This window comes from Plantactinospora soyae (assembly GCF_014874095.1).
GTDB classification, from domain to species: Bacteria; Actinomycetota; Actinomycetes; order Mycobacteriales; family Micromonosporaceae; genus Plantactinospora; species Plantactinospora soyae.
This window is the reverse complement of sequence record NZ_JADBEB010000001.1, coordinates 4,369,141-4,393,970: the sequence shown is the minus strand read 5'-3', so window position 1 is coordinate 4,393,970 and position 24,830 is coordinate 4,369,141. Positions and strand designations below refer to the sequence as shown.

The following is a 24,830-nucleotide window of genomic DNA, read 5'->3' as shown; positions in this document are numbered from 1 at the left end:
CGCCACGGCCGGCACGTGACTCTCCGCGCCCGCGTCGAATCCGCCCACGTAGCCACCGATCGCCCAGGGCCCCCGAGCCCGGTGGACTGCCGCCGCGTCGCGACAGTCCACCGGGTTGTCAGGCCTGAGGGAAGTGCAGGTAGACGAATCTGCTGCTACTCACCCGGCGGGTGCCGTACGCGCTGGGGGTGGCGTAGTTGTACTCCTCGACCGTCACGGTCCCGTCGGAGTGCACCGCCGCCACCCACGCGACGTGTCCGGAACCGCTGTCGGTCTGTGCGACGGAGCCGACTCTCGGCGTGCTGTTGACGGTGATTCCGGCACTGCGCGCGGCATTTTCCCAGTTGTAGGCGTTACCCCAGTGGACGGATCGGTAGTAGTTGTGGAACGCGATGTTGTTGCGGTCGTTGAGCCGCCACGCCACGAAGGACGTACATTGGCCCTTGTAGAAGTTCCATCGGTCGACGCCCGACGTCTGACCCCGGTACGGGTAGTCGTTGGTCACGCTCCCCGGCGTACTGAAGCCCCGGCAGGTGTAGAGCGCGGGGCGGGTGGCGAGCCGGCTGGCGTGCAGGAAGTAGCCCTTGACGAAGTACCAGGCATTGCTGCCGTTGTAAGTCTGGCCAGCGGCGACACAGAGAACCTGGACAGTTTCGTTGGAGTCGAACCATCCGGTGGCAAAGGGCGCGTCAAACGATGGGCTGCTGTATCCGTTGGCCGCCGACGGCACCGTCGACGGTCCACCACACTGAGGAATTCCGGTCGCCGTCGCAATCGCGTACGCCGGATAGTACCTGGTGTTGATCCGATACCAGAAGAAGTTGTCGCCGACGTACTCCCGACCACGGATGTAGCACTCGACGGAGACGTACTGCCCCGCACTCAACGCCGAACCCTCGATGTAGGGACTGTTCAGGTACGGCAGATCATGCGCGGTGATCGTCGATTCGACCCGTACCGTCACCGCGGCCTGAGCCGGCGCGGCGGTCGCCGCCTGCCCGAGGGCGGTGACAACCAGCAGGCCCACGGCGGCGACCACCCGGGCGGCGATGTGTTTCGACATTCGGCACCTTCTCGTGTCGGTCGGGGTCAACGGATTGGCCGGACGACGGCCGGCATCACGCCGGACTCGCCCGCACTGAAGCTGCGCCTGCGGACCTGGGGACCGCTGCTGGCCCGGGTGGCCTCGATGATGTAGCCGCCACCGACGTAGATCGCCACATGGTGGATCGCGCTCGGCGACAGGCTGCTGTTCGACCAGAAGATCAGGTCACCCGCCTTGCGCTGGGAGAACGGAACCCGATAGCCGTTGCTGTACTGCGACCTCGAGTCCCCGCCGATGTTGACCCCGGCGCCCTTGTAGAAGGCGTACTGCGTCAGGCCGGAGCAGTCGAAGCCGTAGACGTCGCGGTCGTCGTGGCCGCTCGGGCTACAGCAGATGCCGTAGGTCGGGCCGTTCTGGTTGCCACCACCCCAGGAATAGGGGTACCTGCCGACCATGCTGGACGCCGCGGCGATCGTTGCCGCCACCTCGTCCCCCGGCGTGCTGAAGCCCCGGCAGGTGTAGAGCGCGGGGCGGGTGGCGAGCCGGCTGGCGTGCAGGAAGTAGCCCTTGACGAAGTACCAGGCATTGCTGCCGTTGTAGGTCTGGCCGGCGGCGACACAGAGAACCTGGACAGTTTCGTTGGAGTCGAACCATCCGGTGGCAAAGGGCGCGTCAAACGATGGGCTGCTGTATCCGTTGGCCGCTGACGGCACCGTCGACGGTCCACCACACTGAGGAATTCCGGTCGCCGTCGCAATCGCGTACGCCGGATAGTACCTGGTGTTGATCCGATACCAGAAGAAGTTGTCGCCGACGTACTCCCGACCACGGATGTAGCACTCGACGGAGACGTACTGCCCCGCACTCAACGCCGAACCCTCGATGTAGGGACTGTTCAGGTACGGCAGATCATGCGCGGTGATCGTCGATTCGACCCGTACCGTCACCGCGGCCTGAGCCGGCGTCGCGGTGCTGACCGCCGCGCCGGCAAGTCCCGTCACCAAGGCGGCGATAACGGCGAGTTGTCGCACGCCCTGTCGAACTCTGGCTCTCATGCAATCCTCCGGAACGTCCTGCCGCAGCTCCGCGACTGAGGAGCTCCTTCGGCATTTCCGGAATGCTAGAAAGGCGTGCTAACAAGTCGCTAACCAGCACGGGGCAACCGTGGTTAGCCATGGGCCAGCGCCGCGTCACAGGTACCCGGGCAGGCGCAGCGCGTCGTCCGTCAGGCCCAGATCGTGCAGCACCCGTCGACATTCACCGCGCGTGGCGGCTGCCGAGGCCGGATCGCAGTGCGCCAGGCGGGCGAGCGTCCGGATGGCCTCCAACTCCGCGCCGATCTCCTGCCAGATCTCCAGCGACCGGCGCAGCAGCTCGGCTGCGGCGGCTTTCCGACCGCGACCGAGTTCGAGGTCGCCGTACGTACGCAGCGTGCCGGCCAGCTCGACCCGGACGCCCAGCCGCTCCTGCACCGGCAGCACCCGGGCCAGTCGCTCCTCGGCGGCGACCCACTCACCGCGGGACAGGTGCACTCCGGCCATGGCGTGATCGACGTGGGAGAGTCCGAGTTCGTCGTTGAGGCCGTCGAGGATCTGCGCCGCCTCGATCAGCGCCCGCTCCGCGTCGTCGGTCCGACCGACCCCGAGCAGCACGTCGGCGCCCAGGGTGAGGAGTTGGGCGGTGGCACGCGGGGAGTCCGCCGGCCGCCGATCGGCCAGCAGCCGTTCGACCAGCGGAACGGCCTGCGCGGACTGACCGGCCTCGTGCCGCGTACGGACGACCGACAACGACAGCCACCGCACGAGATCCGGCGGAGTGTCCTCGCCGCACGCGGTGAGCCCGGCACGGAACCACTCCGCGGCCTCGGTGAGCCGGCCGACGCTCTGGGCCGCCCAGCCGGCGTTGCCCAGCGCGCCTACCTCGCCCAGTCGATCGCCCAGTTTCCGGGCGAGCGCAAGCCCCTCCGCGGCGAGCTCGGGCAGCTCGGTGAAGCGTGACCGCTGCGCGGCCAGCCCGAACAGGCTGAGCAGCAGCCGGACCAGATACCGATCCGCGCCATGCGCGCGGGCGCAGGCGACGGCCGCGCGGAGCACCCGTTCCCGCTCGACGTCATAGGTCCGCAGGGCGAGAAAGCCCACCATGCGCAGCGCGAGTCCACTGGTGATCTCGGCGTCACCCGACTCGCCGGCCTGCTCCACGGTGGCCGTCAGCGCGGTCAGCTCCGTCTCGAACCACTGCTGCGGCGCGTCACGGGCCGGACCTTCGGCGCCGTACGGCACCGGCGGAACCGGCAGCCCGATGGCACCCTGCAAGCTGTGGCCGATTCGCTCGTCCGCGATGGCGGCCAGCCCCGACCATCCGGACAACACCCGGGTCAGCGCCGCGTCCCGGTCGGCCGGATTCTCCTCGGCGGTGGCGCGTTCGGCGGCGAAGTCGGCAATCAGGTCGTGCAGCCGGAACCGGTCCTGACCGACCGGGTCCGCACCGAGGGGTTCGATCAGGTGGACGTCGGCCAACGTCTCCAGCAGCCGACCGGACAGCGCGTCCTCGTCGTCGCCGAGCAACGCGGCGGCGACCCAGGCCGGCCAGTCGGGTGTGGCGAGGAGGCCGAGCCGACGCAGCAGCAGCCGGGCCGTTGGCTCCAACAGCTGGTAACTCGTCGCGATACTGGCCCGGACGTCCAGATCCCCGAGGGCCAACTCGTCGAGCCGCCCGCGCTCGCGCGCCAGCCGGTCCCGGAACTTCTCCAGACTCCACCGCGGACGTCCGGCGAGCCGACCGGCAGCCACGCAGGTGGCGAGCGGCAGGTTGCCGCAGAGCGTGACGACCGCGCTCGCGGCAACCGGTTCGGCGGCGACCCGGTCCGCCCCGACTATCCGGGCCAGCAGCTCCACCGAGTCCTCGGGGTCCAGCGCGGGAACCGTCCAGCGTCTTGCGTCCAGCAGCGCCCCCAACTGGTAACGCGAGGTGATCAGAATCGCGCAGGACGGGCTGCCCGGCAGCAGTGGGCGTACCTGGGCCTCGGCGCCGGCGTCGTCCAGGACCAGCAACAGCCGGCGCTCGGCGAGGGTGCTGCGGTACAGTCCGATCCGCTCGTCCGGGTCGTCCGGTACCGCCGAGTCCCCGACGCCGAGTCGACGCAGGAACCGCCCGAGCAGACTGTGTGGATCGGCCCGGTCGCGGTGCGACCCCCGCAGGTTCGCGAACAGTTGACCATCTGGAAAGGCGTCGAGCACCGCACCCCCGGTCACCACCGCCAGCGCGGTCTTACCGACGCCGCCGGGGCCGACCAGGACGGCGACCGAGGGACCGCCGCCGCCGTGGTGGCGCAACGCCCCGGCGATCTCCGCGCGCAGCTTGCTCCGACCGGTCAGCACGGAGATCTCCGGCGGCAGCTCACGGGGTACGACCACAGGCGCCGCGTGGCCCAGGGTGGAAACCTCGCCGGCGAGGATGCGCCGTTCCAGTGCGCGTAGTGCCGTACCGGGGGTCACCCCCAACTCCTCATCGAACCTCCGGTACGCCTCGCGGTACAGCTGCAGCGCGTCGGCTCGCCGCCCCACCGCCGCCAGCGCGAGCATCTGCGTCTCGTACAGGCGCTCGCGGTACGGATGCTCCGCGATCAGGGGTGTCACGTCGGCCAACACCTCGTCGTGGCGGCCCAACGCGAGACGGGAGCCCAGCCGGGCTTCCTGGGCCGCCAGCCGCTCCTCGTGCAGGGCCACCCGGGCCGGGCCGGCCAACTCGTCGGCGACGTCGGCCAGGGCCGAGCCGCGCCACAGCGCCAACGCCTCACTGAACAACGCCTCGGCGGGCGCGAAAGCAGCGGTCGCCGCCGCCCGCCGACCCCGCTCGACCAGTTCGCGGAAGTCGAGTAGATCCACCTCCGCCCCGGCGGTGCTGAGCTCGTAGCCTGTCGGCCTGGTCAGGATGACTCCGCCACCGACCCGGCCACGCAGCCGGCTCACCAGGTTGTGCAACTGGGCCCGCGCGGAGCTGGGCGGTTGTGGCCAGAGTGCGTTGACGAGCCGATCGGCCGGTGTCAGCCGGTCGGCGTTGAGTAACAGCGTGGCGAGCACGTACCGCTCCCGGGCGCCGCCGACCGGCACGGCGCGCCCTCCGGACCAGGCGACCACCGGTCCGAGCAATCCGAATCTCATTACCTCTATCTAGTCGAGCAGAGCAGCCGGCACCATCGCCGGACCGGGCATCGAGGCTGCGTACCCGGATCGGTGGCCCCACCGTCGGTCGAGGCACGCCCGCGATCTATGCGGGGACGGCCCGGCACCGGCCTTGGCCCCCTCACTCTAGGATCAGCGCGTGACGCTGGAGGAAGGCTGGCAAGAGTGCGCGAGGAGTTGGCGGGACGGCTACGGCAGTTACGTGAGCTGACCGGACGGAGTCTGCGCGAGCTCGCCCGCGACATCCACGTCAGCAGCTCCTCGCTGTCGCGCTACTTCTCCGGCCAGGCCGTTCCACCCTGGCCGACGGTGGTGGCGCTCTGCAGGGCGGCTGGTCGAGACCCCAGGCCACTGCGTGAGGTGTGGGAGCGGGCCAAGGACGGGCCGCAGACGGATACGGTCGCCACTGCGACGGTACGCAACGACCTGCCACACGACATCACCGCGTTCACTGGACGCCGGGCGGAGTTGGACGTCCTCCTCCGCGCCGCGCGGAACACGTCGGTGGTGGCGATCGACGGCATGGGCGGGGTGGGTAAGTCCGCGTTGGCCGTACACGCCGCGCACCTGCTGATCGCCGACTTCCCCGGTGGCCAGCTCTACCTGGATCTGCACGGGTTCACGCCGGGCCGGGAGCGGGTGGAGCCCGCGGAGGCACTGCGGGTGCTGCTGGCCGTGCTCGGGTTGCCACCCGGCAGGATTCCCGACGGGGTCGCCGAGCGGGCCGCGCTGTGGCGGTCGGAGTTGGCGACGCGGCGCGCGATCGTGCTGCTGGACAACGCCGCCGACGCCGAGCACGTACGCGACCTGCTGCCCGGCGCCGGCCAGAGCTTCGTCGTGATCACAAGCCGTCGGCGGATGGTGGAGCTGGACGGCGTCCAGCCGATCTCGCTGGACGTCCTGCCGATCCAGGAGGCGGCCGAGCTGTTCGTCGAATCCGCGGGTGGGGCTCGGCCGGGTGACGTCGGCGAGGTGCTGCGCCGGTGCGGGAACCTGCCGCTGGCGATCCGGGTGGCCGCCGCGCGGCTGCGGCACCGGCCCGCGTGGACGCTCGACACCCTGGTGGAGCGGCTGCGCGAGGGCGGGCCGGTGGTGTCGGACGTGTTTGAGATGTCGCTGCGGCAGCTCGATCCCGCCCAGCGGCGGATGTTCGGGCTGCTGGGGCTGGTGCCGGGCGAGGACATCGACGCGTACGGTGCGGCTGCCCTGGCCGGGATCCCGCTGGCCAACGCCCGTGCCCTGCTGGAGGACCTGGTCGACGCCCATCTGGTCCAGGAGCCGGCGGCGGGTCGCTACCGGATGCACGACCTGCTGCGGCAGGTCGCCCGCGCCGACGATGCCGCGCTTGACCCCGTACCCGCGATCACCCGGCTCGCCGACTACTACCTGAGCGGCATGCTGGCCGTGAAGAAGCTGGTCGAGATCCTCATCCCGCTGCCGGTGATCGTGTCGCAGCCGCCTCCCGCGCTTCCCGACCTCTCCGGTTACGACAAGGTCGTCGACTGGATGGAGACCGAGTGGGTCAACCTCACAACGGCGTTCTCGCTGGCGGTGGAGCTGCGCATCGACGCGCCGGCGGTCGGGCTCGCCCAGCTCGCGACGATCTCCGAGGCGCGTCGCGGTGGCACGGCGCAGCTGCGCCGCGGGCTCGAGCTCAGCATGCCCGCCGCAGAGAGGCTCGGCGATCGTCGCGTACTCGCCTCGCACCGGTACCTGCTGGGCGCCGTGCTGTTGCGGGTCGGCCGGTTGGCGGATGCGGTGCCGGAGCTCGAGGCGGCCCGGGTGCTGATGGCTGCGGAGGGCGACGTCATCAGCGAGGCTCTCACGCTTCTGCAGTTGGCGGACATCCGGCTGTACACGGCCGACGCCGAAGGTGCCGTCGAGCTCCTGCACCAGGCGACCGTGCTGCTCTCACCCCGCGAGGCCGCCGTCCTGGTGCGGGTGCGTACCGGCCTCGGCCTCGCGCTGGTGCAGCTGGGAAAGTACGACGACGCCCGCCAGGTCGTCACGGAGGTGATCGAGACCGCGCGCGGACTGGACCGGCAGACGGAACGTTGGTGCCTGGAAGTGCTCGGCCGGGCGGCACTCGGCCTGGGCGACGCCCGGACCGCCCTCGACCTCGCCGAGCAGACCGTCGCACTCAACCGCGTGACCCGCCACCCGATTCTCGAGGCGGCCAGCCTCACCGACGCCGCCGTCGCCCTGCGCCACCTCGGCCGCACCGAGGAGGCGGCGGCCCGGCACGCCGAGGCCGTACACATTCTCGAACGGGCCGGTGAACCCCATCGGGTGGTGCTCAGCCTCCTCCCGTACGCGGAGGCGTGCCTGGTCACGGGTGATCGGGACGCTGCGGCGCGGCACTTCCAGGCGGCGCTGGACATCGGCACCGCGCACGGCATCGACTATGTGGTGTCGGCGGCGCGTACGCGTCTGGCCCGGGCGTCCTGAGCCTGTCCCCGGGGGTGGCGGGGGTGTCCCGTCCCGTCCCGGGACACCCGCGCAGCAGCCGTCCGCGGACGTGAAAGCACAGGTCAGCCGGTTACCGGTGGGATGTCACGCGTCCCGGAAGGCACGGCACGGGTTGTCCCGGACCGGCCGCCACGTCGAGGCTCTTCGTCATGCACACGACGCCTTCCCTGCTCGCCGAACTGGACGCGCTGCCCGCCCGTTGGGAGGTGCAGGAGACGATCGGCGCGCCGGTCGCGGCGGTCACCGCGCTCCTGCTCAGCGTCGCCGAGGGGCGGGTCGGCGATGACAACCTGCTGGTACTGGCCAGGGCTTCGGCGGCACGCCAGGGAGCGATGACCGTCGTGGCCGAGTCCGGGACCGTCGCCTACCACGCCGAGTTCGCCGGGCCGGTGGAGCCGGCGCAGATCCAGGTGGACTGGGCCCGGTCCAGGGTGGCGGTGCAGAGCTGGTACGCCGGAGTGCACACCGCCACCGCCTGCCCCGCAGGCACCCGGGTGACCCATTGCGTCCACCGGGTCCTCCCCGACCATCCGGGCTTCGCGGCCGGGATCGCCGAGATCGGCCTGCGGGCCCGCATGTCACGCGACCTGCGGCAGGTGCTGAACGTGATCGCCGATCGGCTCGGCTGCTGACAATCCGCTCTCCCATTGACGCCGGGGCGCGGGAGGCCGCTCAAGCGACCCGACCTCAACGATCCAGGTACCCGGGTGCCAACCGGACCGCATTCCACCATCCGTCCGTTCAATCGAAGGAGCACACGACCATGTCCACCACCCTCACCGACCAGCAGGCCGGCTTTTCCAGGCCAGGGCTGCAGAGAATGCGCGACGTGCTGGCCCGGCATGTCGAGTCCGGGAAGATTCCCGGACTTGTCGCTCTGGTCAGCCGGGGCGGCGAGACGCACGTCGAGGCGATCGGGACGATGCGTCATGACGGTGGCGAGCCGATGCGCCGGGACACGATCTTCCGGATGGCGTCCACGTCCAAGCCGGTCGCGATGGCGGCGGTGATGGTTCTGCTCGATGAGTGCCGGCTGCGGCTGGACGACCCGGTAGATCCGTGGCTGCCCGAACTCGCCGACCGGCGAGTGCTGACCCGGATCGATGGCCCGCTGGACGACACCGTGCCGGCGCGGCGGCCGATCACCGTCCGGGACCTGCTGACCTCCACGTTCGGGCTCGGCATGGATCTGACGGCGCTGGGCGCTCCGATCATGGGTGCGATCTTCGAGCAGGGGCTCACGCCCGATCTGCCGGAGCCGATGCCCGAGCCCGATGAGTGGATGCGCCGCCTCGGCGGGCTTCCGCTGATGTACCAGCCCGGAGAGCGCTGGCAGTACCACATCAGCAACGACGTACTCGGAGTGCTCGTCGCCCGGGTCACGGGCCAGTCGTTCGAGACGTTCCTGCGTGAACGCATCTTCGATCCGCTGGGCATGAAGGACACCGGTTTCCACGTGCCCGCCGACAAGATCCACCGACTGCCGCCCCTGTACGCCCCGGATCCGCAGACCGGCGAGTTCACCGTGTGGGACGAGGCCAGCGGGGGACGCTGCAGCCAGCCTCCGGCGTTCCAGGGCGGCGGCGGTGGGCTGGTGTCCACCGTCGACGACTACCACGCCTACTTCCAGATGCTGCTGAATCACGGGATGCACGGGACCGAACGGATCCTTTCCCGGCCCGCCGTCGAGCTGATGACCACCAACAGCCTCACCTCGGAGCAGCAGGCCGCCCGGGATGCCCTGGCCCGCAACAACGTCCATCTGTCGTACGGCCAAGGGCAGCACGGCAGTTGGGGCTTCGGGATGGCAGTGCGTACCTACCGTGGCGACTACGCGCCCATCGGCCAGTTCGGCTGGGACGGCGGAAGCGGCACCACGACCTACGCCGACCCGGACAAGCAGCTCACCGGAATCCTGCTCACCCAGGTCGGGATGTCCGTCCCGGACTCGGCAAGGGCTATCCACGACTTCTGGACCACGACCTACCAGGCAATCGAGGACTGACAGCGAGCCCACCGAGGGTGCGATCCCCTCGGTGGGCTCTCATTCAGGGACCCTGGCCCCGGAACGACGGATCCGCGATCTTCCCCCGATACCTGTCAGCCGCAGATCAGGTCGTCGAGCAGTACCATCTCCCGCTGTATGACCGCCCGTGCCCGGCCCGGATCGGCCAGCTCGGTGGCCAGGTACAAGACCGTCGAGCGGCGCCCGTCCGGGGTGACCGCGGCGAGGGTGCTCATTCCGGGCATGGAGCCGACGTGCGCCCAGGAGCCGCCGCACCGGTTGGGTATCCACATGATGCCCAGGCCGTAGCGGATGCCCGGCCGGATCTCCTGAAACCCATCGGCCAGCACGGTCTGGTGCAGTTCGGCCATCTGTCCGGGCCGCAACAGCTGGCCGCGCGCCATCGCCTGCCAGAAGCGGGCCAGGTCAGCGGTGGTGCTGACCAGGCCGCCGGCCGAGGCTGTCACGGTCGGATTGAAGACGGTCGTGTCGACCAGCGGCCCACCGGGCTCGAACTGCCGGTACCCCTCGGCGTGGGGCTGGGGCAGGGTCGGCCGGTCGCCGGGGTAGAACGTATGGGTCAGGTGCAGCGGCATCAGGATCCGGGAGCGTACCTCGGTGTGCCACAGGTGTCCGGTGACCCGTTTGATGAGCATCCCGGCCACGAGGTAGTTGGTGTTCGAGTAGCTCCAGTGCGTACCGGCGGCGAACAGCGGCGGGTGGCGCATCGCGATCGCCACCAGCTCCGCCTCGGTGTAGTGGTCGAAGCGGTGCGCCAGGAACTCGCCGGCCGACCTCAGCGCGGCGAGGTCGTTGGTGGAATCGTAGAGGCCGCTGGTGTGCTGCAGGAGCTGGCGTACGGTGACGTGCCGGCCGTCGTTGCCGTTGCCGTTGAGGACGCCGGGCAGCCAGCGTTCGATCGGGTCGTCCAGCCCGATCCGGCCCTCGCTGACGAGCTGGAGCAGCACCACCGACACGTACGTCTTCGTGGTGCTGCCGATCCGGAAGTACCCGTCGACCGACATTGGCCTGCCGGTGGCCAGGTCGGCCACGCCGCTGCGGGCCACGGTCACCCGGTTCCCGTCGCGGACCAGGCCCTGCGTCCCGGATACGCCGAGGTCGTGCAGATCGTCGAGGCCGTGTTGCAGCACGGTGGCCGTGGACCGGTGATCCAGAGCCGGTGGCGCGGCCGACCCGGCCCCACCGCCGACCGCCGAAGCCAGCACCACGCCAGCCGTCGCGGCCGCCACGACCCTTCGCCATCTCACCGTCCTTCGGACTGCGGTACGTGCGCCCATCCGAACTCCTTCCGTCGTCGGTGCCTACGGAAGATCACGCTAGGCACGCGGTCGCCGGGGCGGGAGCCGGCTGACGGCCGTCTTCGGTTGGGGGATTTCCCCCAGGCAGGCCCGCAGGCAGCGATGATGCGAACACGTGATGATGCCCGACATGGCGACGCCGGCTCGCCTGAGGTGCGACGGCCGACCTGCCGTTTCCATGCCGTGATCGAGATTGCGTCGTTCACGACGATGCTGCCAACCGTGTGCCGGCAACGATCCGTCAGTCGTGCAGGGCGGCGGGCAGGGCCTGCTGGTGAAGGACGACCACACCCGCGACGGCTCGGGTCAGCGCGACGTACAGCCGGTTCAGACCACGAGGTTCGGCGGCCACGATGTCGGCTGGTTCCACCACGATGACATGGTCGTACTCCAGGCCCTTGACCAAGCTGGCTGGTACGACGGCGACATCGATCAACGGGACGAGTTCCTCCGCCGCGCCGTCGGTGGCGATGACAGCGATGCTCGTGTCGCCCGGAGCCTGCCGGACCGCTTTCCGAACTGCGGCGTGCAGATCGTCGACCTGCCGCACGGACACCGTACCGCCAGACCGGTACGAGCGCGTCGGGGCGATTCCGGGCGCGAGGACCCGCGTCGCGTAGTCCGCGATGACCTTGGGCAGTCGGTATCCGGTGGGCAGTTCCAGCGTCCGGGCCTCGCGCCTGCCCAGCCGGGCGAGCAACCGCGGCCACGAATCAGCTGCCAGCGGATGCGTGGCCTGCCCGAAGTCGCCGACCACGGTCATCGAGGCGTACTCAGCGCGGCGTGCGATCACCCGACCCTCCATCGGGGACAGATCCTGCGCCTCGTCGAGGATTACGTGCAGGTACGGTTCCTCGGCAGGTGAGTCGTCGTCGACTTCCTCGACGGGCAGCGGCTCGGCCAGCACGGGCACGTAACCCTCCTCGCCATGCGGGTCGAAGCCGTCGGTCCAACTGATCACCCGGTGTCCTTCCCGGAGGATGACGGTCTCGGCCCAGCGTTGTGCGGCGGTGATCGCGTCGTTGTCGATCGTCGGTCCCGCGAGGGCGATCGGGGTCGGATGTCCGGGTGCGTACAGCTCCCACCCGTCGCGCAGACCGCAACTGAGGACGAAGGTTGCGACATGCCGGGTGCCAGTGGTCAGTTCACGCAGCCGCCACTCCGGTTCGGGTGCCTTCGGGACGGCGGGCAGGTCGCCGAGCAGTTCGGTCAGCTCGTCGAGCAACGGCACGTCGTCGACGGACCAGTCGGGCCTACCCTGGTACGAGCCGGCCAGCATTTCGGCCGCCCGGGCGTCCAGGCCGACCACCCGTGCGGTGTCGGCGAGCCACATCAGCACCTTTGTCGGCGTCAGTGCGGGCCACCAGGACTGCAGGAATCGATGGAACTCGCCGCGGTCACCGATGTCGTCGGCGAACAGATGCCGGTCGAGATGCGGGCCGTCCGCCTTGCTCCACAAGGCGTTCAGGAGGATTGCGGCGGTAGCCGCGCGTGCGGCGTTGGGCATAGTGCCGGTGGCTTCGCACCGGTCGCGTACCCGACGGCGTGCGTCCGCCAAGTCGTCCACCCCGAGTGTCAGAACCTGCCCCGCATACACGACTCGCAACCGATCCGGCGCCGCCGGCGGCGTCTGCCACATCAGCTCGATCAGCACCTGCCGCATGCTGTCGCTACCCTTGATCCGGGCGACCTCCGGCGGGTCGCGGCGGGTCGCGGTCACCCCCTCGACCAGATCGCCGAGCGCGCGAAGGTGCACGCCGTCCTCCCCGAGCGAGGGAAGGACCCGGCTGATGTAGCTGGTGAACACCGTCGAGGGGCCGACCATCAGGACGCGCCCGCCGGTGAACCGGGCCCGATCGGTGTAGAGCAGGTACGCCGCCCGATGCAGCGCAACCTGGGTCTTGCCGGTCCCCGGCCCTCCGGTGATGACAGTGACGCCCCGCGCCGGCGCCCGAATCGCCGCGTCCTGTTCGGACTGAATGGTGGTGACGATGTCACGCATGTGCGGGCCACGGGAACGGCGGAGCGCGGCCAGCAGCGCCCCCTCACCGAGCACGCGCAAGTCGCCGACGTCGTCGGGAGACAGCACGTCGTCGTCGAGGTCGATGACCTTCGGGCCCCGACAGATGATGACCCGGCGACGCACCACGCCGAGCGGCTCTCCCGAGGTGGCCCGGTAGAAGGGCTCGGCGGCCGGCGCCCGCCAGTCGACCAGGAGTGGTTCCCGATTGGCCCGCACGCCCAGCCGCCCGATGTGGTACGTCTCGCCGTCGTCGAAGTCGAGCCGGCCGAACACGAGGCCCTCCGCTTCGGCGTCAAGCGCCCGCAGCTGCGCGGACGCGAGGTGGACCAACGCGTCCCGCTCGACCAATCCGGCGTTCGAGCTGGTCGCTGCCCTCCGGTGCCCCTCGGTGGCAAGCGCGTTCGCCTGCGCTCGCATCCCTTCGAGCTGCTCGTACACCCGGTCGACGACCTGCTGCTCGGCTGCGATTTCCTGTTCTCTGACGTCGGGCACAGTGCTCCCCGGGTGAGTGCGAGCTTGGGTCCCGACGAGAATATGTACAGGTCAGGGGATAAGGATCATTATTCCGGCCGATTTGTCCGGGCCGGTTCGCCGGTACAATGAACATGGCAACCGGGTTGACGTACTGGCGCCGGACCCCTGGCAAACACCTCACCGTGCGCACGGCTCATACCCGTGCCATCATTCGTGCATCGCCTGATGGTCTTCGATCGAGGGGGACAACGGTGCACGGGGAGAATCTGTTGCCAGCGAAGCTGATCCGCGCCGTCGCGGCGGCCACAGTCGGTGCCATAGGCGTACTGCCGCTGGCCGCGACACCGGCGGCCGCCGCCTGGACCGCCATCCAGACCGTGTCCCAACCGAACTGGTCCGGGCAGGACCAGCCCACCGTGGCGATCGACCGGCAGGGCGACGCGCTGCTCGCCTGGGCCGGATGCGACGGCAACGCCGCGGCCTGCACCGACCAGGTACAGGTGCAGGTGCGAACACAGGCCGGGGCGCTTACGCCGATCCAGGTTGTCACCGAACCCGGGACGTCCGGGTTGTGGCCGAAAGTCGCCGTTGACGACGACGGTGACGCGGCCGTGGTGTGGGTGCAGAACTCCGTCATCGCGGGCGCCCGGGTGTCGGCCGCCGGCATCGCCGGCCCACCGCAGCTCATCACGCGGTGGAGCTCGATCAGTCCGTCGGTGGCGGTGAGCCGGTCAGGCTCCGCCCTGGTCACCTGGACGGAAAGTGTGGACTCCAGCTACGTCGCGAAGGCCCGCCGCTTCGGCGTCGACGGCACGCTCGGCCCCGAGCTGACCCTCGGCCCGGGCGGCGTCGACGGGCCCACCGCGACGTTCGCCGACGACGGCACCGCGCTCGTCGTCTGGACCGAGGACTACAACCGAATCGTCTCCGCGCGCATCGAGCCCGACGACGGCGTCTCCGCCCGCACAGAGATCGCCCCGCCGGTCACCGACGTCCGCTACGGCCAGATCGACATGGCCCTCGACGCCGAGGGCGACGCGGTGCTCACCTACCGGATCACCCCGTACAGCGGATACGGACGCCTCGTCCTGCAGCGCTACAGCCGCGACGGGGTACTGGAGCCGGCCGTCGTGGCGACGCCGGACACGCACTGGCTCACCTTCTACTCGTCGGTCGTCACCGACCACGACGGGACATCGGTGCTCGTGTGGGGCCGGTGGAACTGGGACACCGACAACTCCCGCGAGGTATACCTGCGGCGCTTCCCCGCCACCGGAACGCCCGGCCAGGTCACTCTGCTCGGCCCCGGTGACTGGCCGTCGATCACCCTCGACGACACCGGCGCTGGCCTGGTCGCATGGCAATACCCGGGGCTGATGGTGCAGACGTCGCAGGTGCATGCCGTGCCCTTGGCCGCCAACGGCACTCACGGCCAGGTGGAGACGATCACGCCAGACGGCCGCACCGTCACGGCCGCCGCCAGCCCCACCGGCGAATTCGCGCTGGTGTGGCAGAAGGCCTCCCACCCGTCGGCCATCCAGGCCCGCTTCACCGGGTAGATCTTCGCGGGATCCGGGAGCGACTCATCCGGTACGGTCGACGCTCCCGGTCCGGCTGACCAGCACTCCCATAAGAGTGCTCAGCGAGCAAAAGGATTCACGAATCCCCTCCTCGGCCCGGCTGGGCCGCACGAAACCGCGCCTCAGAGGCCAGAACCGGGTTCCCGAGCGGTGGCGGGGGCGGCAGCGAGAGCAGTTCGCGCCGGTACGGTCCCAGGTCAATCTCGGGGTCGGCCACCACCCACCGTGAGCCGGCCCGCGACCACGAACACCACCCGGCCACATCGGAGGCCGTGATCCGGTGTTCTCCGGTAGCTCAGGACATCGACCATCCACCCTGTGGAATCGGTCATCTGCTCACCAGGTCGCCTGCGCGGTACACGGCGAGGGGGCGGCGCAGGACCGTGATGTCGCTCGTCGGGTCGCCGTCCACGACCAGTAGGTCGGCGTCGAGGCCGGGTCGGACCCGGCCCTTGCGCCGCTTAAGGCCACACACCTCGGCACCGACGGAGGTGGCCGCGGCGAGGACGGCGGTGGCGGGGATGCCGCACGCGACGTACTCGACGAGCGTCTCTGGCAGGATCCCGTGCGGCTTCGCTGGGCCGAGACCCGCGTCCGACCCGGCCACCAGGCGGACCCCGGCCCGGTGCAGCGTGGCGACGCCGTCGCGCAGCGCGGCCTCGCTCAGCCCTGCCCGTGCGGCCATCGCCACCACCTCCGGCGGCGTGACCACGGCCGGGTCGGTGCCGAGCGTTGCACAGACCGCCACCCCGGACGTGGCCAGGCCGTTCGCGATCTCGTCGGGGACGTGGGCGCCGGTCGCGGTCACGCACGTGCAGTGCTCGATGCCGTCGACCCCGACGCGCAGCGCCTGCTCGACCGCTCCGAGCGCGTGCGCGTGCGCGGTCACCGGCAGGCCCAGTTCGTGCGCCCGGGCCACCGCGGCGGTCAGCTCGTGGTCGGTGAACTGCGGCCGGGTGACGTCGGTGCCGGGGGTGAACACCCCGCCGCTGGCCATGACCTTCACCAGGTCGGCGCCGGCCACCTTCCGCAGCCGCACGGCCTCGCGGATCCCGTCGACGCCGCTCGTCTCGCCCCCCATCGACCAGCAGTGCCCGCCGACGCTGGTGACCGGCGGACCCGACCCCACCACCGTTGGCAGGTCGTCGCGCACCTCCCGGTTCCGCCACCGGAGCACGGCGCCACGCCGGTCGCCCAGGTCCCGGACGGTCGTGACGCCGGCCGCCAGGTGTGTGCGCAGCGACGCCTCGACGACCGCGTCGAGGTCCGTCTCGGGACGCTCGGCGAGCCGGCCGAGCGCGTCGAGCCCGGCATCGGCGCACAGGTGCACATGCGCGTCGACCAGGCCGGGCAGCACGGTGCCGTCCAGTTCCTCGCGTACCGGCCAGCCCTCCGGCGCCTCGGCCCAACCCCGGTGTACGTCAGCGATGCGTCCGCCGTCCAGCAGGATCAGCACCCCGCCGTCCACGAGCCGCTCACCGTCGAACATCCGCGCCGCCCGGACAGCATGCTTCGTCATCGACACTCCCCCGTTGAACTCAACCGTTCCGGCCAAACTCTCTACTGGCGGCGCCCCGCGCACACGGAGCTCTGGTCAGCGTGAAGTACGACGCGGAAGCCACCAGCAGGCCGACGCCCCAGAGTGTGTAGCCCACCATCTCCAGCAGCAACGGCAGGAACGGACCACCGAACTCACCGCGAATCCAGGCGGTCATACCGGCGATGCCGAAATACGCGGTCAGGCTCGCTCCGATGAACAGCCCGACGCCGAGTACCAGCCATCGGGGCACCGGCCGCCCGCTCAGCGGACCCAGCCACGCCGGCCAGAGCCGGCCCCAGCGGTGCGCCAGAGCCAGCGGCAGCATCGTGCCGGCCAGACCCATCAGCGCGAGGAAGACCACCATCGCGGTCCAGGAGAATCCGTTCGCCCTGCTCGCCGCCGATGGCCACCGGCCCGCGACCGTGTCGTCCAACCAAACGCTCATTCGCGCCAGAAACCCACCGACGGCAAGGTAGGCGCCGGCATAGGCCCAGCCGGGAGACTTCTCGTCCCGGCGCTCCGGCGACCGGCCGTGGACCCGCCCGCAGGAGTTGCAAGGATGCGTGGCCAGGCGTCGTTCGCTCGCGGCGATGACCAGGCAGAAAACGCCACCAACGGCACCGCTGCCGGTGGCCAGCAGGCTGACCACCTTGTCGGTGCCACCGCCCTCGAACAGAATCGACACGATGATGACCGGAAAGAGGAACGAGTACACGCACAGAGCGACGCCCGCAGCGGCGTTGAGACCGGCGAGCACGTAGTGACCGGAGCCGCTCAGTCCTCGACCGGCGCCCACTACGACGGCCGCGCAGCCGAGCAAGGCAACCGCGGCAATGACCACGGGAACCCAGCCGCCGGGGAAGTAGGATTCCCTGCCCATCAGAAATCGTGGTGCACCACCGACGACCCACCACAGATGGACCAGCGCGTACGCGGTCTGCCACGCCACTGCGAAGAGCTGGAACCTGCTCCCCTGCCCGCAGGCGACAGCTGTGGACCGGCCCGGAACATCAGCGTTCATGTCGGTTCCCGTTGATGGAGCCGAGTACTCGGCTCCGTACGAGTCGGTTGACGGTCACAGGGCCCACCATCCACTCCGTCGAATTGCGTCACCTCCCGGTAGGAGGTGAATCCTCTCCCCCGCAAGAGGGAAGTGGCAGCCCACCGGCGAGACCCCCATCCACTGCCCGGGGGAGCGCAGTGCCGGCCCGCAGCACCCCACACGCCCCGGACTCACCCTGCACTCACCCGGGGGGCGGCCCATCGACGGCTACCGTGGGATGCGATCGCACAGGCGGGTGCTTGAGGTACGCGGACTGTAGGCGCGCGACGCACTTCGGCAGTGGGCACGTTCATCAGCCGCGGTCAACGCGCGGTCGGGGCAATGTTCGGCCTCAACAGTCGAACACCGACCAGCAGATGCTGTTGCGCAACCTCTGGTCATCAAGTACGAGTTCGCGGATCGCCTCCGGGAGCTGATCGCGCTGCCACTGACACTCGAGTCGCCCTGCGGCCTCGCTCTGGCCTTCCGGTGCCGCCGCACGTGCGGCCTTGATCGCGTACGCGGCCGCGCCGAGCTCGTGTGCGGCGACGTGGGCGACGACCCCGGCCTGGCCAGCGGCGTACGCGGCATGTCGTGCTGCCCCACGCAGGTCCCTGGCTGCTCCCATCGCATGGCCGCCCGCCGCGCGAGCCTGCATCATCTTGACCTCGCCGCGCACCCAGGCTCGGGCATGCTCGATCGCGTGGCGCGGTCGCGGGTCCCCAGGCTGGGTCGACTCGAAGAGGCCAAGGACGTGCTCCGCACACGAGGCAGCCCATAGCGCGAGGAGACGGTGATCGGCATCAGTGAGAGTCCCCCCACGGCGGATCGTCACGAAGCGAGGATCCCGGATCTTCGGGAGAATCATGACCGGTGCTCCCTTCTGCGCGTGTCGGCGCGACTCAGTGCGGTACGCCCTGGCGGCCGGTCAGCCGCCTGGTGCGGAGGATGGTCCAGAGTGCTCATCAGTGGGGCGACACGATTGCTGACGCTTGTCGCGGCGGGTAGCGGCGGAGCACGTCGATCAGCGCCGGTGCCGTACGCAGCCGCGACCATCCCAGCAGGGCATCCCCGTCAGGTCGAAGTCCCCGGACCCGGTCTGCCCGCTCTGCGCCATATCCATGAATCCTATCCTTGAACGTCCGGTGGAGGCTCTGCGACCAATTCCTCGCTCACCTGTCTCGGAAACCCTCAATCGAGGGGTCACCCACAGCGCATCGGTCGCCGGCGCGAAGAGACAGGAGGCGGGCAAACACCGCTCTCCCGACCCCCGACCACCACCCTTGATCACGTGCCCACTTCCGCAGCCGATGTGCGGTCACCGGCCAACGATGCCGGGCCAGGCCGGCGCCGTAGCCGCCGGAGCCCTCAGAGTCAGCCGAGGCGGTGGGCTCGGCGTCGGAGGTACCGCTGTTCGACCTGGTTCTGGGTTAGGGCGGCTGCTTCGCGGTACCGCGCCGCCGCGCCGGCCATGTCACCGGTCATCTCGAGCAGATGTGCGCGGATCGCGCGTTCGCGTTGCCGGGTCAGCGGTTCCTCGTCCAGGTGGTAGCCCCGGTTGAGGTCGTCGAGCAGGGCCAGCCCTCGGCCCGGCCCGTACGCGTGCGCGACGGCGACCACCCGGCTCAGCCGTACCGGCGCGGTCGGACTGAGCCGTTCCAGTCCCAGGTACAGGGCCGCGATCTGCGGCCAGTCCGTCTGGTCCGGCGACGCGGCCGCGGCGTGCACGGCCGCGATCGCCGCCTGCAGCTGGTACGTGCCGACCTCGCGCCGCCGCCAGACGCTGTCGATGAGCTCGGTGCCCTCGCGGATCAGCTCGGGATCCCACCGTGTCCGATCCTGCTCGTCCAGCGGCACCAGCTCGTCGCCCTCGGTACGGGCAGCGCGCCGCGACTCGGTGAGCAGCATCAGGGCGAGCAGCCCGGTCACCTCGGGGTCGTCCGGCAGACAGTCGTGGAGCATGCGGGTCAGCCGGATTGCCTCGCGGGTCAGGTCCACGCGGGTGAGTTCGTCTCCGGTGGAGGCGGTGTAGCCCTCGTTGAAGATCAGGTAGAGCACCTGCATGACGGCGTTCATCCGGCTGTCGCGGTCGGCGTCGGTGGGCGGGGTGAACCGGGCGCCGGCGCGGGCCAGTTGCTGCTTGGCGCGGCTGATCCGGGCGCCCATGGTGTTCTCGGTCGTCCCATGCGCGTGTGCGATCTCCGTGGTCGTCAGGCCGCCGACCGCGCGCAGCGTGAGCGCCACCTGGGAGGTGGGGCTCAGCGTGGGGTGACAGCACAGCAGCAGGAGCGTGAGGCTGTCGTCGGTCTCCAGCGCAGGATCTGCCTGGCGGGTCGGGTCCCGCATCGCCAGCTCGCTCATGCCGGCGTGCCGCTCGCGGCGGCGTCGGGCCTGGTCGGTGCGGAGCAGGTCGACCATCCGCCGGTACCCGATCCGGATCAGCCAGCTGCGCGGGTTCTCCGGCACGCCGTCCGTCGGCCAGGCCCGGCTCGCGACGAGCAGTGCCTCCTGTACCGCGTCCTCGGCGATATCGAAGTGACCGAAGCGCCGCACCAGCGCGCCGAGGACCTGCGGTGCCTCGGTGCGCAGCAGGTGCTCGACGTCCGGCGTCACGCCGGTGCTGCCGTTCGTGTGCCCTCCCAATCTGCCGCCGTCCGCCGACGCTGGATGCGGCGGGTCATGCCGCGAAGTCCGCGCCCATAATCGGCCGGATCTCCATCGGCTCGCCCAGAACCTCGACCATCCGCGAGACGATTTCGACGGCGCGCTCCTGGTTGCCCACGTCGATCACCGCGAAGCTGGCCAGGACCTCCTTGAGCTCGACGAATGGGCCGTCGGTGGCCACCACGCCGGTCGGGGTCTTGCGGACCGTGGTGCTGACCGCCGGGTGACCGAGTCCCTCGCTGCTGACGAACTCGCCGGTCTCGATCAGCTCCTGCTCGAACCGCTGGTACGCGGCGAACGCGGCCAGCGCCTCCTCGGACGGGGTGTCGGCGGTCGCGGCGTCCCAGGCGGCGGCCGGCGTGTAGCTGAGCAGCAGATACTTCATGATCATCCTTGCGTTCGCGGGGCTCGGATCACGTTACGCCGATCGGCTCGATCGGCGCAGGGAGAGGGCGACGACCGTCGTCCAGGTAAAGGCGACCAGGCCGTTCACGGCGATCTGGATGCTCATGCGACTCGGCGACATCGGCATCAGCAGGATGAGCGCGGCGAGGCCGTTCAGCACCGCCGGCAGGGCGGCCCGACGGCGGACGTGCCTGATGGTCAGCACAATGGCGGCGACGGCCAGCGCGGTGAAGGCGATGGCGGCCGCCGCCGAGTGCGCGATGCTGTGCCAGGACATCTCGCCGACCGGCCCCTCGGGGGTCCCTACCGGAAAGCCGTACTCGGGATCCATCGGGAATACCCCGGCCGCGATGAGCCCGGCACCGAAGATCCCGACGAAGATCGGCACCACACGCCGGCCGGTTCCCTCGGTGAGCGCGCGTCGGACACCGACGGCGAGGGCGATCCCGCCGAGGCCGGCGAGCACGAACGTGGTGATCTGGATCCAGCCGAGACCTCCGGTGGCCAACTGGCTGATCGGGTGCCGCGTGATGTCGTAGCCCTCGCGCGTGAGCATCTGCGTCACGGCCGAGGCGAAGAAGACCGGTCCGGCGAGGCCGCCGGCGAGGAGCAGGCGGTCGGACGAGCGGCGGCCCGCGGGAACGGTGGCGGCGATGGTGGCCATGACTTCCTCCTTGGTGGGTGCTTGCCGCTACCTCGTGGCCGCACCGCGAACCTTGACGTTCGGAGAATGCGAGCTGGGTCACACGATGCCGAGGTCAAAGCCCGGATGTCACCTCCGAGGTACCGGCGTACACCCACCGAGGAGGACACGATGTCTGAGAACACCCAGCCGAGCGCCGAACTGAGGGCCCTGGACCGTCTGGTCGGCACCTGGTCGGTGACCGGCGGCGCCGAGGGGACCGTGCGGTACGAGTGGATGGCCGGCCGATTCTTCCTGCTCCAGCACGTCGAACTGAGCCAGTTCGGCCAACCCGTCACCGGTCTGGAGGTCATCGGCAACCTGCACCCGTTCGGTGAGCCGGTCGGCGCGGACGTGATGTCACGGTTCTACGACGCGGCCGGCAACACCTTCGACTACGTCTACGAACTCGTCGGCGACAAGCTGACCATCTGGGCCGGCGCGAAGGGCAGCCCGGCCTACTACGAGGGCACATTCAGCACCGACGACACCACGGTCACCGGCGATTGGATCTACCCCGGCGGAGGCGGCTACACCTCCACCATGACCCGGATCTGAGATCGGAAAGCCGCACCGACCCGAGCGGCTGGAGCGCAGTGTCTCCTCGAGGAGACACTGCGCTCCGACAGTTCTTGCCCGCGTCGCTCCCAAGCCGGTCAGACGCTGACGCTCTCATCGACAATCCACCTGCCGCCGTCCATGCGCGCCGCCACCAGCCGGAGCCATCACGCTCCGTGGCCGACCTCCGGTCTCGGCCGACGTCCGGGGCTGTCGAGAGAAGTACGTCGTCGGTCAGGATTCCCGGTTGGCCAACTGACCCGGCAGTTGCATTACCTCCGAGTTGTAACGGGCCCAGACAACGGCTCGCTCCTTGTCCGTCGAGGCAGCGTGCAACGCCGTTACCAGCTGGTCCACCTCAGGTGTCATTACCACAAGCACTTGGGCGCCATCTGCGTCGATGGTGGCGAAGGTATGGGTGGTCCCGGCCGGGACGGTCACATGTTCCCCCTGCTCGAGAACCCGCCGGACGCCACCAACGAGCACCTCAAGGCGACCACGAAGGACACAGAACGCCTCATCCGATCGGTGATGCACATGGGGTGGCGCCTGATCACCAGGGTAATGATCCAGATCCCATCGACGGACCACGAAGTCGTTCATTCCGACAATCTAGCGCTTGGAGCTCGCCGCCAATGGCACGGGCACGTTCTGATCGGCCGCCGATCGCGCCACACCGGACCTGTCGGAGGCGCCGACAGTCGAAGGGACCCGATCCGCAGTGCTCGTCGGAATTCGGGTCGGAGCACCGGCCGAAGTCGTCACGCTCCGTGGTCGGCCTCCCGTGGCGACCGGTCGAGTTGCCCGGTGGTTTCTCGGCCGACGACCGACCATGTCGATGTGCGTAGGCCGTGCCGCCGTGCCGCCAGGCGGGGGGGGCGGGCGGGCGTCGCAGCAGTTCATGTTTCGGTTGCTGGCGCCTGGTGACCGAGGCTGACCCCCAACAACCTGGGAATTCATGTCTGTCTATTGACGAAAAGGTTTTCGGTGGCCACGCTGCCTTGGGGATGGCCACTCACCTGGCCCGCACTGGCCGCACTGGCCCGGTGGCGCGACGGCATCAACAAAAACGTCACGAGGTTTTGAGAATCGAGGTCAGCCATGGAACGGACAGTACGTCGTATATCGGTATCGACCTTGGGGCTGGGTCTGGTTGCTTCGGCGGCCCTGGTGCTCGCCCCACCGGCGAACGCCGCGTCGGCGCCGCAGGTCATCGACATGTTCGGGCGGGTGATCAACGGCCATGGGGTCAGGCTGGTGGACTGGCAGGGGTATCTGGCCAACCCGTACGTCGAACTCACCGTGCGGCCGCCGCAGGACGCGACGTTCCCGGTCACCGTCGACCTGCAGGCCGAGGGCACGTCCCGGCTGATGATGGACCTACCGAGCCAGCTGTCGGCGACGGGTGCGACCAAGCGGCTGACCTTCGCGAACGCCGCCGAGAGCAGGACCTTCAAGTTGGCGATCCACTCCAGGCGGGGGCCGGGCGCGGACGAGCAGCACACCCTGCGGCTCACCACGCGCGAGGCGAACAGCACCACCTCCCAGACCATGCCGATCCTGGTGCAGCAGGACGAGAAGACCGCGCTGGAGCCCCGCATCCCGATCACCTTTGACTACCGGTACGACAACATCACCAGGTACTTCAACGATCCGAACATGCGGACCGCGGCCGAGGAGGGGGTCAAGGACTGGTTCCGGTTCTTCGACCTGGCACCGTTCGACACCGTCGCGGCGGGCGCTGAACCGAACCACCTGCCGGGCAACGACTGGCAGAACACCGTCAACGTCACCAACGAGGTGGCGTACAACGGCATGTACGTGTATTTCCGCGGGATCCAGACGCCGTACTCCACCGGCTACCCCGCGCGCAACGGCCGGTACCACACCCGGAACGGCCAGCAGGTCGCCGGCCCGCTGCACCGGTCCACCGCGATGATCTTCGAGTACGACGAGGCGGGCAAGCAGCTGTTCACCTCGCTCGCCGACGAGGACTGGTACAGGACCACCATCACCGGGTCGGTGCTCGACGTGCACGGCCTGGTGATGCACGAGTACGGCCACGCCGTCGCCTTCCACAGCGACTGGGCCGGTATGCGCAACTACGTCGCCACCAGCGGGGCCAACGACCAGGACGTCATCGCCTACCAGGGCCGCGCCGTACCGCTGGACAGCAGCTACCACGTTCCGGGCAGCGCGCCGAACTGGGACCGGATCAGCGGCCAGAGCGGGGGATGGACGCACCTGTTCCCGACCCGCCGGTGGATGCTGACCAAACTGGCGCTGCTGATCGCGGAGAACGCGGGTTGGACGCTGAACCGTGAGCTCACGCCGTTCCTGAAGCCCTCGATCGTGACCGCGAGCGTGCCGGCGGCGACGGTGGCTCAGGCGTACCAGCAGGTGCTGACGGCCAAGGGCGGGGTGCCCTTCTACGACTGGCGGGTGACCTCCGGCGCCCTGCCGCCCGGTCTCACTCTCAACCGGTTCACCGGTGTCCTCAGCGGCACCCCGACGGCGGCCGGGTCCTACTCCTTCACGGTCGAGCTGCGCGACTACGACCGGCTGAGCACGCCGGTGACCAGGACCTTCCAGATCGTCGCGCGCTGACCAGGCACCCGGCACGGTTCATGACAGTTCGGAGGGGTGGTCGCTGTGGTCGTCAACCGGGAAGTGATCGCAGCTGGTAGCAAGTCGCCGCCTGCCGGCGGCGGACAGCGACCGCGCGGGCGTGACCCGCCCGGTCTGCACCGGCTGCGTCCTGGATCTGCGCCGCAGCACCCACTGGACCTTCAGGCCACGCGCGTACGCCCCTGTGCGGCTGTGTCACGGTCAACGGGCTCGCT

At 69.8% G+C, this 24,830-nt stretch carries 19 protein-coding genes; 6 read left to right on the top strand and 13 right to left on the bottom strand.

Annotated elements, in window-relative coordinates:
- Positions 1-118: 118 nt before the first annotated feature.
- From H4W31_RS19645 to H4W31_RS19635, 3 genes are all read right to left on the bottom strand, one after another.
- Complete coding sequence (locus tag H4W31_RS19645) at positions 119-1,063, bottom strand: CHAP domain-containing protein (RefSeq protein WP_192767996.1); 945 nt, start codon at positions 1,061-1,063, stop codon at positions 119-121.
- Between the two features lie 26 nt (positions 1,064-1,089).
- The gene (locus H4W31_RS44300; RefSeq protein ID WP_192767995.1) at positions 1,090-2,046 is read right to left on the bottom strand and encodes a C40 family peptidase; all 957 of its coding nucleotides are present in this window, start codon (positions 2,044-2,046) and stop codon (positions 1,090-1,092) included.
- Between the two features lie 189 nt (positions 2,047-2,235).
- A complete protein-coding gene (locus tag H4W31_RS19635) occupies positions 2,236-5,205 on the bottom strand; it encodes an AfsR/SARP family transcriptional regulator (RefSeq protein ID WP_192767994.1) in 2,970 nt (989 codons plus the stop codon).
- 186 nt (positions 5,206-5,391) lie between these two features.
- Here H4W31_RS19635 and H4W31_RS19630 point away from each other — a divergent pair, with 186 nt between their 5' ends.
- The 3 genes from H4W31_RS19630 to H4W31_RS19620 all read left to right on the top strand — a co-directional run bounded on the left by H4W31_RS19630 (position 5,392) and on the right by H4W31_RS19620 (position 9,700).
- On the top strand, positions 5,392-7,674 hold the full coding sequence (locus H4W31_RS19630) for an ATP-binding protein (protein ID WP_192767993.1): 2,283 nt from the start codon (positions 5,392-5,394) through the stop codon (positions 7,672-7,674).
- 170 nt (positions 7,675-7,844) lie between these two features.
- Complete coding sequence (locus H4W31_RS19625) at positions 7,845-8,327, top strand: hypothetical protein (RefSeq protein ID WP_192767992.1); 483 nt, start codon at positions 7,845-7,847, stop codon at positions 8,325-8,327.
- A gap of 131 nt (positions 8,328-8,458) precedes the next feature.
- Complete coding sequence (locus H4W31_RS19620; RefSeq protein ID WP_192767991.1) at positions 8,459-9,700, top strand: serine hydrolase domain-containing protein; 1,242 nt, start codon at positions 8,459-8,461, stop codon at positions 9,698-9,700.
- Between the two features lie 95 nt (positions 9,701-9,795).
- Here the strand turns inward: H4W31_RS19620 and H4W31_RS19615 are convergent, their stop codons facing one another.
- The gene (locus H4W31_RS19615; RefSeq protein ID WP_318783278.1) at positions 9,796-10,950 is read right to left on the bottom strand and encodes a serine hydrolase domain-containing protein; all 1,155 of its coding nucleotides are present in this window, start codon (positions 10,948-10,950) and stop codon (positions 9,796-9,798) included.
- 310 nt (positions 10,951-11,260) lie between these two features.
- Complete coding sequence (locus tag H4W31_RS19610) at positions 11,261-13,534, bottom strand: HelD family protein (RefSeq protein WP_318783277.1); 2,274 nt, start codon at positions 13,532-13,534, stop codon at positions 11,261-11,263.
- Positions 13,535-13,785: 251 nt separating this feature from the next.
- On the opposite strand from H4W31_RS19610, the gene H4W31_RS19605 reads away from it, so the two are divergent.
- Complete coding sequence (locus H4W31_RS19605; RefSeq protein ID WP_192767989.1) at positions 13,786-15,075, top strand: hypothetical protein; 1,290 nt, start codon at positions 13,786-13,788, stop codon at positions 15,073-15,075.
- Positions 15,076-15,424: 349 nt separating this feature from the next.
- Here H4W31_RS19605 and H4W31_RS19600 read toward each other — a convergent pair whose 3' ends face one another.
- The 6 genes from H4W31_RS19600 to H4W31_RS19575 all read right to left on the bottom strand — a co-directional run bounded on the left by H4W31_RS19600 (position 15,425) and on the right by H4W31_RS19575 (position 21,411).
- Positions 15,425-16,615: an amidohydrolase family protein gene (locus H4W31_RS19600; RefSeq protein ID WP_192767988.1), complete on the bottom strand. Its 1,191-nt coding sequence runs from the start codon at positions 16,613-16,615 to the stop codon at positions 15,425-15,427.
- 19 nt (positions 16,616-16,634) lie between these two features.
- Positions 16,635-17,657: a hypothetical protein gene (locus tag H4W31_RS19595; protein WP_192767987.1), complete on the bottom strand. Its 1,023-nt coding sequence runs from the start codon at positions 17,655-17,657 to the stop codon at positions 16,635-16,637.
- A 373-nt stretch (positions 17,658-18,030) separates the two neighbouring features.
- Positions 18,031-18,546, bottom strand: coding sequence for a putative immunity protein (locus tag H4W31_RS19590; RefSeq protein WP_192767986.1), 516 nt, complete (start codon positions 18,544-18,546; stop codon positions 18,031-18,033).
- Positions 18,547-19,052: 506 nt separating this feature from the next.
- Positions 19,053-20,291 (bottom strand): RNA polymerase sigma factor, encoded by a 1,239-nt coding sequence (locus tag H4W31_RS19585; RefSeq protein WP_192767985.1) that lies wholly within the window; start codon positions 20,289-20,291, stop codon positions 19,053-19,055.
- A 64-nt stretch (positions 20,292-20,355) separates the two neighbouring features.
- The gene (locus tag H4W31_RS19580; RefSeq protein WP_192767984.1) at positions 20,356-20,727 is read right to left on the bottom strand and encodes a YciI family protein; all 372 of its coding nucleotides are present in this window, start codon (positions 20,725-20,727) and stop codon (positions 20,356-20,358) included.
- A 33-nt stretch (positions 20,728-20,760) separates the two neighbouring features.
- Positions 20,761-21,411, bottom strand: a complete 651-nt coding sequence (locus H4W31_RS19575) for a DUF998 domain-containing protein (protein ID WP_192767983.1) — start codon at positions 21,409-21,411, stop codon at positions 20,761-20,763.
- A 150-nt stretch (positions 21,412-21,561) separates the two neighbouring features.
- Here H4W31_RS19575 and H4W31_RS19570 point away from each other — a divergent pair, with 150 nt between their 5' ends.
- On the top strand, positions 21,562-21,987 hold the full coding sequence (locus H4W31_RS19570; RefSeq protein WP_192767982.1) for a hypothetical protein: 426 nt from the start codon (positions 21,562-21,564) through the stop codon (positions 21,985-21,987).
- A 234-nt stretch (positions 21,988-22,221) separates the two neighbouring features.
- Here the strand turns inward: H4W31_RS19570 and H4W31_RS19565 are convergent, their stop codons facing one another.
- Positions 22,222-22,590: a cupin domain-containing protein gene (locus tag H4W31_RS19565; RefSeq protein ID WP_192767981.1), complete on the bottom strand. Its 369-nt coding sequence runs from the start codon at positions 22,588-22,590 to the stop codon at positions 22,222-22,224.
- Between the two features lie 353 nt (positions 22,591-22,943).
- A complete protein-coding gene (locus tag H4W31_RS19560) occupies positions 22,944-23,090 on the bottom strand; it encodes a hypothetical protein (RefSeq protein WP_192767980.1) in 147 nt (48 codons plus the stop codon).
- Between the two features lie 34 nt (positions 23,091-23,124).
- Here H4W31_RS19560 and H4W31_RS19555 point away from each other — a divergent pair, with 34 nt between their 5' ends.
- Positions 23,125-24,594 carry an Ig domain-containing protein gene (locus H4W31_RS19555; protein ID WP_225945598.1) on the top strand — a complete coding sequence of 490 codons (1,470 nt, stop codon included), beginning with the start codon at positions 23,125-23,127 and terminating at the stop codon, positions 24,592-24,594.
- Positions 24,595-24,830: the final 236 nt, after the last annotated feature.